The sequence below is a fragment of the Pseudomonas sp. Root569 genome, from assembly GCF_001427465.1.
Lineage (GTDB): Bacteria > Pseudomonadota > Gammaproteobacteria > Pseudomonadales > Pseudomonadaceae > Aquipseudomonas > Aquipseudomonas synxantha.
In genome coordinates this window covers 200,640-215,291 of the sequence record NZ_LMGQ01000007.1, presented here as the reverse complement: position 1 = coordinate 215,291, position 14,652 = coordinate 200,640, and the positions used below count along the sequence as shown (strand labels likewise).

The 14,652-nt window shown below is 60.6% G+C and carries 15 protein-coding genes; 11 read left to right on the top strand and 4 right to left on the bottom strand.

Annotation, left to right across the window (positions count from 1 at the left end; all coding sequences use genetic code 11):
* The first annotated feature begins 48 nt into the window (after positions 1–48).
* The 3 genes from ASD70_RS08955 to ASD70_RS08945 all read left to right on the top strand — a co-directional run bounded on the left by ASD70_RS08955 (position 49) and on the right by ASD70_RS08945 (position 4,819).
* A complete protein-coding gene (locus ASD70_RS08955) occupies positions 49–4,254 on the top strand; it encodes a hypothetical protein (protein ID WP_056846239.1) in 4,206 nt (1,401 codons plus the stop codon).
* Positions 4,235–4,522 carry a hypothetical protein gene (locus ASD70_RS29345; RefSeq protein ID WP_236708699.1) on the top strand — a complete coding sequence of 96 codons (288 nt, stop codon included), beginning with the start codon at positions 4,235–4,237 and terminating at the stop codon, positions 4,520–4,522. The genes ASD70_RS08955 and ASD70_RS29345 overlap by 20 nt, the downstream gene beginning before the upstream one ends.
* 90 nt (positions 4,523–4,612) lie before the next feature.
* Positions 4,613–4,819, top strand: a complete 207-nt coding sequence (locus tag ASD70_RS08945; RefSeq protein ID WP_046068526.1) for a hypothetical protein — start codon at positions 4,613–4,615, stop codon at positions 4,817–4,819.
* 169 nt (positions 4,820–4,988) lie between these two features.
* Here the strand turns inward: ASD70_RS08945 and ASD70_RS08940 are convergent, their stop codons facing one another.
* The 3 genes from ASD70_RS08940 to ASD70_RS08930 all read right to left on the bottom strand — a co-directional run bounded on the left by ASD70_RS08940 (position 4,989) and on the right by ASD70_RS08930 (position 6,882).
* Complete coding sequence (locus ASD70_RS08940; protein ID WP_056846237.1) at positions 4,989–5,465, bottom strand: hemerythrin domain-containing protein; 477 nt, start codon at positions 5,463–5,465, stop codon at positions 4,989–4,991.
* Between the two features lie 322 nt (positions 5,466–5,787).
* The gene (locus tag ASD70_RS08935; RefSeq protein ID WP_046068524.1) at positions 5,788–6,348 is read right to left on the bottom strand and encodes a type 1 glutamine amidotransferase domain-containing protein; all 561 of its coding nucleotides are present in this window, start codon (positions 6,346–6,348) and stop codon (positions 5,788–5,790) included.
* 30 nt (positions 6,349–6,378) lie between these two features.
* A complete protein-coding gene (locus ASD70_RS08930; RefSeq protein ID WP_043050416.1) occupies positions 6,379–6,882 on the bottom strand; it encodes a DUF4142 domain-containing protein in 504 nt (167 codons plus the stop codon).
* A 197-nt stretch (positions 6,883–7,079) separates the two neighbouring features.
* Between ASD70_RS08930 and ASD70_RS08925 the strand changes: the two genes are divergently transcribed.
* The 4 genes from ASD70_RS08925 (at position 7,080) to ASD70_RS08910 (ending at position 9,723) form a co-directional block, all read left to right on the top strand.
* The gene (locus tag ASD70_RS08925) at positions 7,080–7,304 is read left to right on the top strand and encodes a hypothetical protein (protein ID WP_056846236.1); all 225 of its coding nucleotides are present in this window, start codon (positions 7,080–7,082) and stop codon (positions 7,302–7,304) included.
* 2 nt (positions 7,305–7,306) lie between these two features.
* A complete protein-coding gene (locus ASD70_RS08920) occupies positions 7,307–7,738 on the top strand; it encodes a hypothetical protein (RefSeq protein ID WP_056846235.1) in 432 nt (143 codons plus the stop codon).
* On the top strand, positions 7,735–8,481 hold the full coding sequence (locus ASD70_RS08915) for a DUF72 domain-containing protein (RefSeq protein WP_236708698.1): 747 nt from the start codon (positions 7,735–7,737) through the stop codon (positions 8,479–8,481). Before ASD70_RS08920 ends, ASD70_RS08915 begins: the two co-directional genes overlap by 4 nt.
* Positions 8,482–8,562: 81 nt before the next feature.
* A complete protein-coding gene (locus tag ASD70_RS08910; protein ID WP_056846234.1) occupies positions 8,563–9,723 on the top strand; it encodes an alpha-hydroxy acid oxidase in 1,161 nt (386 codons plus the stop codon).
* A 192-nt stretch (positions 9,724–9,915) separates the two neighbouring features.
* On the opposite strand, the gene ASD70_RS08905 is transcribed toward ASD70_RS08910, so the two are convergent.
* Positions 9,916–10,842, bottom strand: a complete 927-nt coding sequence (locus ASD70_RS08905) for an alpha/beta hydrolase (RefSeq protein WP_046068520.1) — start codon at positions 10,840–10,842, stop codon at positions 9,916–9,918.
* A 185-nt stretch (positions 10,843–11,027) separates the two neighbouring features.
* Here ASD70_RS08905 and ASD70_RS08900 point away from each other — a divergent pair, with 185 nt between their 5' ends.
* From ASD70_RS08900 to ASD70_RS08885, 4 genes are all read left to right on the top strand, one after another.
* Positions 11,028–11,615, top strand: a complete 588-nt coding sequence (locus ASD70_RS08900; RefSeq protein WP_046068519.1) for an NUDIX domain-containing protein — start codon at positions 11,028–11,030, stop codon at positions 11,613–11,615.
* A 279-nt stretch (positions 11,616–11,894) separates the two neighbouring features.
* The gene (gene lexA / locus ASD70_RS08895; protein ID WP_056846233.1) at positions 11,895–12,512 is read left to right on the top strand and encodes a transcriptional repressor LexA; all 618 of its coding nucleotides are present in this window, start codon (positions 11,895–11,897) and stop codon (positions 12,510–12,512) included.
* Complete coding sequence (imuA, locus tag ASD70_RS08890; RefSeq protein WP_056846232.1) at positions 12,512–13,126, top strand: translesion DNA synthesis-associated protein ImuA; 615 nt, start codon at positions 12,512–12,514, stop codon at positions 13,124–13,126. The genes lexA and imuA overlap by 1 nt, the downstream gene beginning before the upstream one ends.
* 7 nt (positions 13,127–13,133) lie before the next feature.
* Entirely contained in the window at positions 13,134–14,549 is a 1,416-nt protein-coding gene (locus ASD70_RS08885; protein WP_056846231.1) for a Y-family DNA polymerase, read from the top strand.
* Positions 14,550–14,652 lie beyond the last annotated feature (103 nt).

The following is a 14,652-nucleotide window of genomic DNA, read 5'->3' as shown; positions in this document are numbered from 1 at the left end:
CCGATTGTCATCAGGGACGAATGGCCTCACTCATCTGAGAACACTCGAATGTCCACTGCTATCGCCAGCCATCGTCCGCGCCTGGAGTTTATTTCACCCCCCCTCAGCCCTCTGTCGTTGCACGCATCGACCCTTGCGGAGGTGGAGGGGATTGCGCCCGTACGCGCCAATCGTTCAGGCCTGCTAAGCGGGCTGCAGATCACCGACCAACGCCTGCTGCTCAACGAGTACCAGGCCCTCAACCAGCAAATCCAGGGCCTGATGGACAGGCAGCCAACCCGCACCGACTCGCCGGCGGAACAACCAGGCCAAGCCTCTGAAGAACCGTCGCCGTTGAGCCCTTCGCGGTTCTGGACTGAAGCGCGCCCGGGGGAGGTCAACCCTGAGCCCGCGCAAAACCAGCTGTTGGCCATTCATCGGCAAATGCTTTCGACCCTGGCCGCGCTGCTTGTAGAGGACGGCACGTTGTCATTGGCCGCCAAGGCGCTGATCGATACCGCGTTCGAACATCCCACCCTGGCCGAGCGTGAACGCGCCATACCGGATGGCGAACGGCCTGGGGTCTACCCGCTCAAGCTCGATACACCCATGCCTGACGGCACGCTGATGGCGGGCAGCTTCCTGATCACTCGCGACGATGGGTCGTCACCGACGCGTCGGTATGACAGCCCCGACGCCGACCGGACCTTGCAGCCTGGGGATCAACAAGGCCTTACGGTGTTGTATACCCCGCGTGATGGCTTCGAGGTATTCAATACCCCGGCGCAGGCCTTGCAGAGGGTTCGCCGGCGTATCGCCGACGACCCAGACGCCGCGCAGCAGTTCAAGCACAGCCTGCCCCTGGCGACTCAGCACAGCCTCAAGTCTGGCTGGGAAAACCAATTGAGCCAGGCCTTGGCGCCACTGCACAACGACGTGATTGCCGCAGGTGTACAGCAACTGCTGGAGGGGCTGGAGCAAGGAGCTGACCTGGCGCCCCATTTCGACGGCAGCGATGCGCTGTGGGCTCGCAATGAACGCCTGCTGGAGCGCCTGGATAGCCTGGATGCGCGCCAGGCGCTGGGCCAACACGTGGAGAACCAGAAAAACTGGCAATACCTGGCACAACAACTTGCCCTGGCTGCCCAGCGCCTGCCGGAAACGGCTACACCGCGGGAGGTGGCGGCGGTGTTGAAAAGCGCGCCGATGAATGTGGCCCCGGGCTCGGCCCAGCATGTGCCCTACATCCTGGAGCCTGGAAAGGCGGTGACCCTGGAAGCCTTCATGGTTGAAAACGGGCTGCCTTTGCCCACGACCCAAAGCGAGTTGCTGGCGCTGGCACGCACCGTGGCGGGGCGTGCCCGGCAGCACCCGTTCGGCAACTTCGGCGGCGCCTTGTCCTGGCCGATACCCTTGAGTGCCAGCGAGCAGCAGGTGCTTCGGGCAACCGCGATTGAACAGGCAAGCCAAGCTTCGGATTCAGCTCAAGAGCCCGCGGCACAGGGTTTGCTGGACTATTTGAACCGGCATGTGCAACTGTCGGGCGCGGCACTGGAAGACCCGGTCAAGGTGCTCGAAACCTTGGTCACTTCCAGCGAGGGGCAGGCGCTGGGCCGGGCCGCACAAGCCAAGTTGAATGGCATCGCCACGGACACCAGCGTCAATGACTACACCCTGGCTGCGATCCAGCTGGCGCTGGATCCGGAGTCGATCACCACGCCTGGGCGCAATCGGGTGGCCGGTTTCGACCTGGCGGCGCCTCAATATGCGTTCCAGCCGCCCTCGGTGGTTGTCGAAGGCCTGCGCCAGCATTTGATCGATACCGAACGGGTTTCACCGGCTCTGGCCCAGACGGCGGCGCATGCGCTGTTGATGCGGGCAGCGCCGCAGTTCCTGGTCAAGGATATTCCCGACACGGTGCTTTACGGCAGCCAGGCCTGGGCGAATCTGTGCATCGCGGTGGCCGCCGCAGGCACGGGGAACAACTTTGCCGAAGTGATGGTCAACGCGGCTGGCTTGGGCGCCGCCCCCGAGGCGGCACAAAGGGCAGCGCTGGTGGACTGGGGAGTGGCCAATAACCTGCTCGATGCCAAGGACGACGCGCTTTATACCCAGGCCGATATCGATAGGGTTCATGCGGCGTTTATGCATCAGCAAGCGACCCTCCAAGAGGGCTCGGCCTTGCAGGACACGGTGATGCCCGATCGTCGGCAGATGGCCATGGACTTGCTCAAGCAGACCTTTGGCGACACCGTATCTTTCGAGGACAAGGTGTTTTCCAGGCTATCCGATACCTTTCCTCCCAAGCCCGGCAAGCCTTATTCCATGCTGGATATCGTCATGGAACAGGTGCAGATGGACAGCCGCTGGAGTATCAAGAAAGGCACTGAGGGAGTTGACCTCAAGGCGTTTGTCGCCTTTACCAAAAGCCCGGCGTTCAATATTCAGGAAACCTTCGATAAAGCCTTCTCAGTGGCTACGGACAATCATAAACAAATCAAGAAGCTGTCGGTCATCAATGCATTGACCAACCTGTCGCCTGAAGACAAGAAGAACCTCAGTACCGGGCAACTCAAGTATTACCAGGAGAAAAGCTACAGGATCAGTACGCTCCCTTTTGTCGGACCGACGTTATTCCACACCAGCCCAAAAATACTGGTCACGGCGCAAAACGGCAGCACGCTTTCCAAGTATGAATTTGATACGGAAAAAGGCGTTATCAGGAATATCGGCAACAGGCCTGTGCCACGCGACCCGGAATACGTGGCGGACGAAGTCAGCAAGGTCGAGGAGTTCTTCCCCGACATAGATAAAAGTAAAACCGTGGAAGGGCTGCGTACGTTCGCCAGCTACCTGCCGTTCAATCCGGCGCTGACTTGGGTGAATACCGACAGCTACAAACGCGACCGCCTCGATGAAGAACAAGCGTCTACAGCGTCTGCGCCATACATGTTCGTCAACCCGCGTGCCCACCATATCGCTGACTCGATCGTCAAGGCGCTGGATCTCGACAACCCCGCCATCCGCAAAGCCGCGGCAGGTACCACGTCCTCCGAGCAGCGCGCCGAACAGACCCACACTTTGAGGGATGCCTTCCTTGACCTGATTCCGTTTCGCTCGGCCATTGTCAATTTCAGGGACGGTAACTACAGCGAAGGGATCAACGATGTGGCCTTTGATATCTTCGGTTTTATCACCGCAGGATTCGGCGCCGCGGCCAAGGCTGGAAGAGCCTTGAGCAGTACTGGGTCGGCGCTGGGCAAGGCGCTCAAGGTGACCAAGATCATGGTGCCGCCGTTGCTCAAGGAGCTCAACCCACTCGAAGGCGTGGGTGACGTGGTGATGGGTGCGGGAAAGGTGCTTTACGAGGCCGGCACTACCGCCAGCAACGGCCTGCGAACCCTCAAGGGTACGACGGGGCGCGACGCACTGCGCGCGGCGAGCAACCGCTACGACGCTGCGGCACTCGGCACCTTCAAGATCGACGAGCAAGCGGTGCAGGGCTCTGCTGTGCAACACAATGGGCAATGGTATGCCTACGATGCGCTGACGCAAAAACCTTATGGCCCGCCCATGACGTTTTCCTCAAGCAATACATTGATTCCGCAGTCGCCCATCCTGCGTGTTGCCAGCAGGACGGAGGGCGTGCGGCACAACCCACTGAGCAGAAGCGCCCGCCCGGCGAAACCCGCCGCCAGGGTCCCTTTGCCTATGGATGAATACGTAACGAGCAAGCAAACCAATGGAGCACTGATTCCCGACCATTTCACACCGGATAGGATCAAGTTCACCCGGCAGAAATTCACACTCGAAAAAAACGGTCACCTTCAAGATTTCGTCCAAGGTGGTGGTATACAACGGCCCACAATTCCCGAGATCGCCGGTGAGACACCTAATGAATTGGTCGCCAAGGCCTTAGAGCAAACCGACGTATTGGTCTTTGGCGATAATCACGATGAAATCGCCTCCCTGATAGTGATACGTGACGCCATGCCGACGCTCAAGGAAGGGCAAGTCGAAGCTATCTTCATGGAAGGTATCTCACTGGATGAGTATGGGCTTAACTATGACAGAGCGCTCAGGCACGGCAATCCAGAAAGGGTCAGGCTTTACGAAGAGGTACTGGCGGCCGCTGAGAAATATGGCATCGAGGTCATGCCCCTTGAACATCGCTATTTGACCCGGCACGCAGACGCCCCAGGTTATTTCGACGGCCTGTCAACACTCCCCCAGAGCTTCCCCCGAGCGTATGGCATTGTCCAGGCAACGTCTTGACGAAGTGAACTATTACGGTGCCAAGCAAGTGCTGAAAAATGAACTGGGGGGCAAGTCGGTCGTCTGGGTCGGCCGCTCACACATGAACACCTCCGAAGGCGTGCCCGGTATTGCCGAGTTGACCGGTGGCATTGGCATCGGGGTTTATCAAAAGCCGGGTATCGAAAAAAGTGTAGGTCGTAAAGCCGAAGGGCATCCCGATCCTTTGGCCAGCCTGTCCGTGGCGGATGACACGGCGGGCGACTTGCAAATCGATATCAAGGTGTAATCCGTCAGGCGCTGGGGCACTCAGGTTTAAATTGGATGGAACCCTCAGGCCAGATACTTGACCTAATGCATAGACCTCAGGAGGTGATTCATGCAAGTAGACTATATCTGGATCGTATTGGCGGTGGTTCTGCTGCTGGCGGAGTTGTGGGCAATCAACGTCGTATTACGCAGCACTGGTGGCTGGGAGACCAAGGGGCTGTGGCTGGTGATCCTGATCTTCGTGCCGTTGCTGGGCTTGATTGTGTGGGCGCTGTTCGGGCCCAAGCGCGAGATGGCCTCAGCGCGTAAAGACTGAGGTGCAGGGTTGGCTGCATGCCAACAGGTAGTGTGTTTAACAATGCCCCGTATCGCAAGATACGGGGCATTGTTGTGATAGCGGTAGAAAAGCCACAGCACGCAGACGCTATCGGATCGGGCGCCTGTGATTGCTTCTGCCGCCATGGCTGAGCACTTGGGCCAGGCCCTCAGGCAGCCAACGGTTTGCTGGCGTGCGCCTTTTTATAGGCCGCTTTCATCGCTTCCATTTCGGCGCCCAGTTCGTCTAGCACCGCCTTGCCCAGCAGTTTCTTGGCCTGGGGGAACATTTCGGTTTCTTCCTCTTCGATGTGGTGCTCAAGCAACTCCTTGACCACTTTGACCCGCCCGGAAAACTCGGTGGACGATGGGTCGGTCTGCTTCAGGTCGGGCAGCACCAGTGTGTCGACGGTGCGGTGCTCTTCCTTGGCTTCGTGGTACATGATGTCCTGCTCCTTGCCGCCGGCTTTGCGGAAAGCGGGGTAGAGGATTTCCTCTTCGAGCTGGGTGTGCAGGGTGATTTCCATCTCGAGCTTGGCCAGCAACTCGGTACGCTTTTTAACCCCGCGCTCGGTGGATTCACTCAATTGGGTCAGCAGGGTCTTCACGCGCTCGTGGTCGGCTTTGAGAAGGTCGATGGCATTCATGTAGAACCTCACGGTAGTGGACGGGCGTGTCGAAATGCACGCCTCGTATTAAGGCTATTGCATCAGGCGTACCAACTTTTTCTTCTGAATATTTATGTTTAAAATCAATTATTTATAAGTTAAGCAATGATTGGCTTTCGTGCAGCTTGCATGGTCGGGCTCCCGCAGGATTGCACAATGCTGCCCCGGGCCAAATGTGAGAGGGGGCTTGCTCCCGATGGCGGTGAGTCAGCTACACATAAGTTGACTGAAACACCGCTATCGGGAGCAAGCCCCCTCCCACATTTGGATCTCCAGCGTCCTGGAGATTTTTATCTCGTGATCAGCCGGCGACAGCCTTGGCAATCGCCTCGTTGAACGCCGGCAAGTCGTCCGGCGTACGTGAGGTGATCAAGGTCCAGCCGTTGGCCTTGCACTCCTTGACCTCGGCATCGACCACACCCGCAGCACCTGCGTTTTCAAGGTCGATGCGCACGCTTTTATAGGAAGTCAGGGTCTTGCCCTTGACCACGCCAGCATCGATCAGAGCCCATGGCCCGTGACAGATGGCCGCGATGGTTTTACCGGCGTCGGCAAAGTCCTTGATCAAGCGCAGCGCTGCTGCGTCCTGGCGCAAGGTATCTGCATTCACCGTGCCGCCCGGAATGACCAGCGCATCGAAGTTGCCGCTGACCACATCCGACAATTGCACGTCGGACTCCACGGTGCCGTCCTTTTCGGTATCGCCGACAAAGGTCTGGGTGGTGCCGCCTTTGCTGGAAGCGTGGGTCACGGTGGCGCCGTAGCCCCGCAGGGCTTCCAAGGGTTTGAGCAGCTCGTCGCGCTCGATGCCGGTATTGGAGGTGATGATCAGGATTTTCTTACCGTTGAGTTGCGCACTCATGAGCGGATATCTCCTGTGTGGGTGAGTGAATTACTTGGCGTATTTGCTTTGCAGCTCCTTGGCCATTTTCAGGTGTTTTTCCAGGGTCGGCAGCTTCTCGCTGGCAAAAGCCTTCAGCTCGGCGTTGTCCGAGGAAGTCGATTCTTTCTTGAACAGTTCGACGGCTTCTTCATGGGCATTGACCTGGTTGTTGGCATAGGCCTTGTCGAAGGATTCGTCGCGCATCTCGAGAATGGCTTTCTTGGCCTTGTCCATGAGCGCGGCATCATCCGGCACTTCAAGATCATGTTTCTTGGCCAGTGCCATCAGTTCCTGGTTGGCCTTGGTGTGGTCGTCGACCATGTGCTGAGCGAAGGTCTTCACGTCAGCCGAACTGCTTTTTTGCAGGGCGAGCTTGCCGGCCTCGACTTCGGTGATACCACTCTGGGCGGCCTTGTCGACGAAGTCATTGGAGGTCGCCGCCATGGCAACGGAAATCGAACCCGCAGCCAGTGCGAAGGTCAGGCCCATCTGTTTCATCAGCTTGCTAGTCATGGTGCATCTCCTTATGGATGACGTGATGTCGTTACCTGAGTGTTGAGCCGGCGGCCGCGCAAAAGGTTTAAATTTTTTTTGCGTTTTTTTCGCCAGCGGTGACGAGGGCAATTTCCTTGAACTATCGAATTTCGTCGGGCTCTTCTGCATAAGTGCCTGCCAATTTTCGCAGGCTCGCATCTGCCAGGAGATACACCGTGACTGACCCCAAGACTGCCGACAAAACCCCCAATCCCATCAGCTCCGAAGACGCCCAGAAAGGAGCCGCAAAACCCGCCAAGGGGCAGACCCTTGAGCATCCGGACCCAAAGACAGAAACCGTCGACAAGGTCCTGACCCCGACGTCGATCAAGGAAACCGAGCGCCAGACTGACGCCATCAATGAGCAGGCCGACAAGGCTGAGCGCAAGCTGGGCCACTGAGCATGGCCAAGTCGATCACGGCGTTTGAACTGGGCATCGAACTCACGCCTGACGATGACGCCAGCCTGTTTAAATGGTTTATCGCCAGCTTCCTGATGGGCAAGCGTATCCAGGCGCCGATTGCGGCCCAGGCGTATCGGGTGATTATCGAAGAGGAGGGCCGCGATACTGCGCGCAAGCTGCAGCATTGCACCTCCCGTGAGCTGGTTTCGATGTTGGGGCGTGCCCACTACGTACGCTACGACGAAACCACCGCCCAGCGCCTGCTGGACCTGAGTGCCAAATTGAATGCCGAGTACGCGGGCAAGATCACCCAGATCAAACACGCCAGCGAGAACCGTCACGCCTTCGAACAGCGCCTCGGCGAGTTTGACGGGGTCGGGCCCAAGACCATCGAGATTTTCATGCGCGATGCAGCCAAGGTGCTGTTTTGACGGCACCTGTGTATGTGGGATGTGCGGGGTGGAGCCTGCCGCGCGAGCACTGGGCGGCCTTTGCCGAAGAGGGCACTCACTTGCAGCGCTATGCCTCGCGCTTCAACGCGGTGGAAATCAACAGTTCGTTTTACCATCCGCACCTGCCCAAGACCTATGCACGCTGGGCGCAGTCGGTGCCGTCGGTATTTCGTTTCTCGGTCAAGGTGCCCAAGCGCATTACCCATGAACTGCGCTTGCAAGGGTGCGCTACCGCGCTGGATGAGTTTCTTGAACAGTGCCTGCATCTGGAGCAGAAGCTGGGCTGCCTGCTGGTACAACTGCCGCCTTCGTTGCGCTATGAACCAGCGTTGGCCACAGGTTTTTTCACTGCACTGCGCCAGCGTTTTGCCGGCGCCGTGGTGCTGGAGCCGCGTCACCCCAGTTGGCTTGACGCCGAGGCCATGTTGCTGGACATGCAGATAGGCCGGGTAAACGCCGACCCGGCCGTCATCGACCCGGGCGCCGGCTGGCAAGGCGTGCAATATTGGCGCCTGCACGGCTCGCCGCGCATTTATCACAGCGCCTACGGCCCGCAGCGTGTGCAGGCCTATGCGCGGCTGTTGGAGGCGTCGGCTGCGGCGGGTGTTCCCACTTGGTGCATCTTCGATAATACGGCCAGCGGCCATGCGGTGATGGACGCTCTTTTGATGGTGAACAGCGAACATCTGGTTATGCCGCACGCTGCACCTCTTAGCCAATAAAACGTTGGTTGCGAGCCGGTGGTTGGCTGCGCAGCCGATCGCCGGTTAATCTCTTGCCTCAGTTCAGGGAGAGGTGACCCGATGTCGTTGATCACAACCATCGAAGACTTACGCAAGCTGGCGCAAAAACGCGTGCCACGGATGTTCTACGACTACGCCGATTCAGGCTCCTGGACTGAGAGCACCTATCGCGCCAATGAGCGTGATTTTGCGCGCATCCAGTTCCGCCAACGGGTGGCGCGCAATATCGATGAGCGTTCGATCCGCGCTACGATGATCGGCCAGGACATGGCCATGCCCGTGGCCCTGGCGCCCACCGGCCTGGCGGGCATGCAGCATGCCGATGGCGAGATCCTCACCGCCCGTGCCGCTGCCGCATTCGGGCTGCGTTATACCTTGTCGACCATGAGCATCTGCTCCCTGGAAGACATCGCCGAGCATGTCGGCCAGCCGTTCTGGTTCCAGCTGTATGTAATGCGCGACCGCGGGTTTATCGAGCGGTTGATCGAGCGTGCCAAGGCCGCGGGGGTGGATGCGCTGGTGCTGACCCTTGATCTGCAAATTCTTGGGCAACGCCACAAGGACTTGATCAATGGCCTGTCGGCACCGCCCAAGCTGACCCTGCCGAATATCCTCAACATGATGACCAAACCACGCTGGGTGATGGGCATGCTCGGCACCCAGCGCCGTGGCTTCGGCAATATTGTCGGGCATGTGAAGGGCGTGGCCGACATGAGTTCGCTGTCGTCTTGGACCGCCCAGCAATTCGACCCGCGCCTGAGTTGGGACGATGTGGCGTGGATCAAGAAATGCTGGGGCGGCAAGTTGATCATCAAGGGCATCCTCGATGTGGAAGATGCGCGGCTGGCGGCCGATTCCGGCGCCGATGCGCTGGTGGTAAGCAACCACGGCGGTCGTCAGCTGGATGGCGCGCCGTCGAGCATCAGCCAACTGCCGGCGATCGTCGAGGCCGTGGGCAAGCGCATTGAAGTGTGGCTCGACGGGGGCATTCGCTCCGGCCAGGACGTACTCAAGGCCATCGCCCTGGGGGCCAAGGGCACCATGATCGGTCGCCCGCACTTGTATGGCCTGGGAGCGATGGGTGAGGCGGGCGTGACCAAGGCGCTGGATATCATTGCCCGAGAGTTGGACGTGTCGATGGCGCTGTGTGGCTATAACGATATACGTGATGTGAACCGCGAGATTTTGCTGCCCGGGAGCTTTCCTGAATGTGTTGCCTGAGCAAAAAAATCGTAAAAAAATAAAAAGAGTTGTCCACGAAAACCGTGGGTATCTCTGTGGATAACTTTACGAAGGCCCGGCAGCGTTGGCGATTTCAATGCAGGTCATTATTTGATCAACTTCTGTTTCGGGCCAGTATGGGCAGGGTTTGCGCTTGACAGCCAAGCGCGAACCCAGTGCCGAAAAGCCTGTTTATGACGCGTTGTCGCGCGCTGTGGAATGAGTCACCACCGGGTCGGGCATCTTGGTGTGCATCAGCTTGTCCAGCGCCTGGCCATAACTACGCCCGGCCAGGCTCATGCTGTTGTTATGGCTGGCACCCGGCACCAGCAACAGGTGCTTTGGTTGCTGGGCGGCTTCAAACAATTGCTGGCTGAAACGCGGTGGCACGTAGCGGTCGTCGAGGCCATGAACCACCAGCAACGGCATGTGGATGTCGGCAATCTTGTCGATGGAATCGAACTTCTGCGACAGCAACCAGCGCACCGGTAACGACGTGTTACTGACGGCTGTGGCCACATCCGCCAGGGAGGTGAACGTGGATTCGATCACCAGCCCACGTACCGGCAGCGGTACCTGCTTGCCCAGTTCGGCGGCCAGGTCGATGGCCACCGCGCCACCCAGGGAATGCCCGTAGATCAGGCGCTTGCCCGGGTCCGGTTGCAGGGTCTGGAAGCGCTCCCAGGCGATGCGTGCATCCTCGTACACGGTGGTTTCCGAAGGCAGGTCGCCGTGGCTTTGGCCGAAGCCGCGATAGTCGATGGCCAATACCGAGAAGCCCAGGGCATGCAATTGCTCGATGCGAAACAGCTGGCCTGTGAGGTTCCAGCGTACCCCGTGCAGGTAGAGGATGGCCGGCGCATCTTTGTTCGCAGCCGGGTACCACCAGCCATGGATGTTCTGCCCCGATTTGAAACTGGCGGGCCTGAGTTCGAATTCCTGCACGGCCTTGGGCAGGCCGGTGTACCAGCCGGCGGTCCCCGGCTCGATGCGAAACACCAGTTCGCGTTCCTTGTGCTGCAGCACGGCGCAGCCGACGGGTAGGCCGACGATCAGCACAGCCATGCACAGCAGGGGCAGCCAGCGCAGGCCCAGGCGGGCGATAAAGCGAGAAGACATGAAAGCTCCAGGACAAAAGCGAAGCACGGGTTTTACCAGATGGCCCGAGCGCGCAGGCATTAATGCGACGGTTGTAGCAGAGCAAAGTGTTACAGCATTGAACAATCCCGGCGCAGGTTGATAGGGTGGTCGGCTCAACGGCAGCCATCGCCACTGAACCTGTTCCCACCTGCATAGGCCCCACCATGGACAACAGCCCCGTTCGCATCACCGCCGAAGAAACCCTATCGGACAGCTGGTACCTCTTGAAAAAATACAGCTTCGACCTGCGTCGCCGGGATGGCAGCTGGCAAGCCCAGACCCGCGAGGTGTATGACCGCGGCAACGGCGCGACGATCCTGCTGTACAACCGCGGGCAACGCACGGTGCTGTTGATCCGTCAGTTCCGCATGCCCACGTTCGTCAACGACTACCCCGGCTACCTGATCGAAGCGGCGGCCGGGTTGCTGGATAACGCCAGCCCTGAAGAACGCATTCGCCTGGAAGCCGAGGAAGAGACCGGGTATCGCGTGGGGTATGTGGAGAAAATCTACGCGGCGTTCATGAGCCCCGGCTCGGTGACTGAGCGGATTCACTTCTTCATGGGAGAGTACCAGCCAGGGGATCGGGTGGGGGCGGGCGGTGGCCTGGCGGAGGAGGGTGAGGATATCGAGGTGCTTGAACTGGGCTTCGAGCAGGCACTGGAGATGGTGCAGAGTGGGGATATTGTGGATGGCAAGACGATCATGTTGTTGCAGCACCTTGAACTGAAGATGCTGAAAGAAGGCTGGTGAGGGAGCTTGCTCGCGCAGCGGCCCGACAGCCGCCGATGATCCCACTGACGCACCTGCGATCCAATGTGGGAGGGGGCTTGCTCCCGATGAGGGAGTATCAGGCAACGCATCTAGGACCGACCCACCGCCATCGGGAGCAAGCCCCCTCCCACATTTTTTACCGGGTGCAGTCAATCAGACCGTTATGAAATCAAGCTCCCAGATCAGAGTCGCGCAACCACCTCGCTAATCTCAACCCCGACTGACGGTAATTGTCAGAAATTTCCCATAAGAGTACAAATGTACTCCATGACGAATCTGACCCCCCGCCGTACCGCCATCCTGACCTTTATCCGCGACCGCATCGCGCAACAAGGCCAGCCTCCCAGCCTCGCCGAGATCGCCGAGGCGTTCGGCTTCGCCTCGCGCAGCGTCGCCCGCAAGCATGTGGTGGCCCTGACCGAAGCTGGCTTTATCGAGGTCAACCCCAACCAGGCCCGTGGTATTCGCCTGCTTAATCAACCCGAGCGTCCCGAGTGGCTGGATGTGCCGGTGCTGGGGCGAGTGGCCGCAGGCCGGCCCATTGGGGCCGATGCCGAAGTGCACAGCCGCTTGCAACTGGACCCTGCCACCTTCGCGAAAACCCCCGACTACCTACTGCGAGTGCAGGGCGATTCGATGATCGAAGACGGCATTCTCGACGGCGACCTGGTGGGCGTGCGCCGCAGCGTCGAAGCCTTGAACGGGCAGATTGTGGTGGCGCGCCTGGACGGTGAAGTCACTATCAAGCGTTTCGAGCGCAGCGGCGACCGGGTTCGCCTGTTGCCACGTAATCCGGCGTATCAACCCATCGTGGTCGGACCCGATCAGGACCTGGCCATCGAAGGGGTGTTCTGCGGCCTGGTGAGGCAAGGCTGATGGGCGCCGTGGTTGCCCTGGACTCGCTGTTCAATGGCGGGCGAGTCTGGAAGGGCCGGCCCGCCGCGCCACCGGCCAGCGTGCACCCTACGGGGCTGGCGGCGCTGGATGCGGTGCTGCCCAGTGGCGGCTGGCCGGAAGCGGCCTTGAGTGAAATCCTGATGGCCAAGGACGGTGTGGGCGAGTTGCAGTTGGTACTGCCGACCCTGGCGCGCTTGTCGGCTCTGGGCGAGCGCATTGTGCTGGTGGCGCCGCCCTATAGGCCGTACCCCCACGCCTGGCAGAACGCCGGGGTGGATGTGCGCAAGCTTTCCATCATCCAGGCCGAGGAGCGCGACGCATTGTGGGCGGTGGAACAATGCCTGCGTTCGGGCAGTTGTGGTGCGGTGCTGTGCTGGCCGCGCAAGGCCGATGACCGGGCCTTGCGGCGTTTGCAAGTCGCGGCGGAAACCGGCCAGACCCTGGCGTTTGCCTGGCGCTCCTTGAGTGAGGCGGTCAATGCATCGCCCGCGGCATTGCGCCTGGCGGTTGAGGCCCGGCCCGCGCAAGTGCGGGTGCTCAAGTGCCGGGGCGGGCTGGCCCATCCGGCGCCGATTGCCCTGGCGGGGCATTGAGGTTGCCATGCGTTGGGTGTGTATTGTCTTCCCGCAATTGGCGCTGGACGGGGCGCAGCGTGTGCATCCCGAGCCCGACCAGCCGCTGGCACTGCTGGCCGGCACGTCGCAGCGGCGGGTGCTGCAAACCGTCAATGCCGCCGCCCGGGCCTTGGGCCTGCGCCCCGGCCAATCCTTGACGGCGGCCCATGCCCTGGCCAAAAGCTTTGCCTGCGTCGAATACGACACCTTGGAGATCGAGCGCCTGCAGCAGTTGCTCGCCGCCTGGGCCTACCGTTTCAGCTCCCAGGTCAGCCTGTATTACCCGCGGGCCTTGTTGTTCGAGATCGAGTCGAGCCTGGGCCTGTTCGGGCCCTGGCCACAGTTCGAGGCGCGTTTGCGCAAGGAGTTGACCGAGCTTGGCTTTCGTCACCGCATCGTCGCTGCGCCCAATCCTGCGGCGGCAAGGGTGTTGGCGAACCTTTACGATGGCTTGGCCGTGGCCGATGACAGCGCCTTGATGCACGCCCTGGCGCTGCTGCCCATCGACCGCGCCGGCCTCGAGCCGCAGGCCGCCACGGCCTTGTCGCGCATGGGCCTGCGCACCCTGGCCCAGGTGCAGGCGTTGCCCCGGCACACCCTGGCGCGGCGCTTTGACGCCAGCCTGCTCAAGCACCTCGACGTCTTGAGCGGGCAACGGCCCTTGGCCTTGGAGTTCTATCAGCCCCCGGACCAGTTCGATGCGCGCATCGAGTTGAACTTCGATGTGCAATCCCACCAGGCGCTGCTGTTTCCCTTGCGCCGCTTGACCGGCGACTTGTCGGCCTTCCTTTGCGGGCGCGACAGTGGCGTGCAGCGCTTCGACCTGCACCTGGAACATGCCCAGGCACCCGACAGTGTGATCAAGGTCGGCCTGCTCAGCGCCGAACGCGAGCCCTTGATGCTGTTCGAGCTGGCTCGGGGGCGCCTGGAGCAGGTCCAGGTCACCTCGCCGGTGCGCGGCTTGCGCTTGGTGGCCGAGGACTTGCCGGTGTTCGTGCCGCAGCGCCAGGACCTGTTTGACGACCGCCCGCAACAAACCCTGCCGTGGGAACAATTGCGCGAACGCCTGCGTGCGCGCCTGGGGGATGACGCCGTGCAGGGCTTGCGTTTCCACGCCGACCACCGCCCCGAATGCGCCTGGCAGGCCGCGACCGACAGCCGCGCCTGCCCAACCTTGAGCAAGGTCCGGCGCCCCGGCTGGTTGCTGCACGAACCCACCTTGCTGAGCGAGCAAGGCGTGCACATCCTCATGGGCCCGGAGCGCATCGAAACCGGCTGGTGGGATGGCGCCGATGTGCGCCGCGACTACTACCTGATCCAGACCCGCGCCGGCCAGCAAGGCTGGGCCTACCGCAACGTCGGGAACAGCGATGGGCTGTGGCTGCAAGGCTGGTTTGCATGAACCCTGTAGGAGCGAGCTTGCTCGCGAAGGTCGTTAACGATAACGCTGGCATCCTGAAGGAACGCTGCGGCTTCACGTTTTTCGCGAGCAAGCTCGCTCCTAC

What these genes read in the sequence shown, in the direction of transcription:
- lexA (WP_056846233.1), top strand. Translation starts at nt 11,895, where the DNA reads ATGTACTCCATGACGAATCTGACCCCCCGCCGTACCGCCATCCTGACC.
- ASD70_RS08935 (WP_046068524.1), bottom strand. Translation starts at nt 6,348, where the DNA reads ATGAGTGCGCAACTCAACGGTAAGAAAATCCTGATCATCACCTCCAAT.
- ASD70_RS08920 (WP_056846235.1), top strand. Translation starts at nt 7,307, where the DNA reads ATGGCCAAGTCGATCACGGCGTTTGAACTGGGCATCGAACTCACGCCT.
- ASD70_RS08900 (WP_046068519.1), top strand. Translation starts at nt 11,028, where the DNA reads ATGGACAACAGCCCCGTTCGCATCACCGCCGAAGAAACCCTATCGGAC.
- ASD70_RS08955 (WP_056846239.1), top strand. Translation starts at nt 49, where the DNA reads ATGTCCACTGCTATCGCCAGCCATCGTCCGCGCCTGGAGTTTATTTCA.
- ASD70_RS08905 (WP_046068520.1), bottom strand. Translation starts at nt 10,842, where the DNA reads ATGTCTTCTCGCTTTATCGCCCGCCTGGGCCTGCGCTGGCTGCCCCTG.
- imuA (WP_056846232.1), top strand. Translation starts at nt 12,512, where the DNA reads ATGGGCGCCGTGGTTGCCCTGGACTCGCTGTTCAATGGCGGGCGAGTC.
- ASD70_RS08945 (WP_046068526.1), top strand. Translation starts at nt 4,613, where the DNA reads ATGCAAGTAGACTATATCTGGATCGTATTGGCGGTGGTTCTGCTGCTG.
- ASD70_RS08885 (WP_056846231.1), top strand. Translation starts at nt 13,134, where the DNA reads ATGCGTTGGGTGTGTATTGTCTTCCCGCAATTGGCGCTGGACGGGGCG.
- ASD70_RS08940 (WP_056846237.1), bottom strand. Translation starts at nt 5,465, where the DNA reads ATGAATGCCATCGACCTTCTCAAAGCCGACCACGAGCGCGTGAAGACC.
- ASD70_RS08930 (WP_043050416.1), bottom strand. Translation starts at nt 6,882, where the DNA reads ATGACTAGCAAGCTGATGAAACAGATGGGCCTGACCTTCGCACTGGCT.
- ASD70_RS08910 (WP_056846234.1), top strand. Translation starts at nt 8,563, where the DNA reads ATGTCGTTGATCACAACCATCGAAGACTTACGCAAGCTGGCGCAAAAA.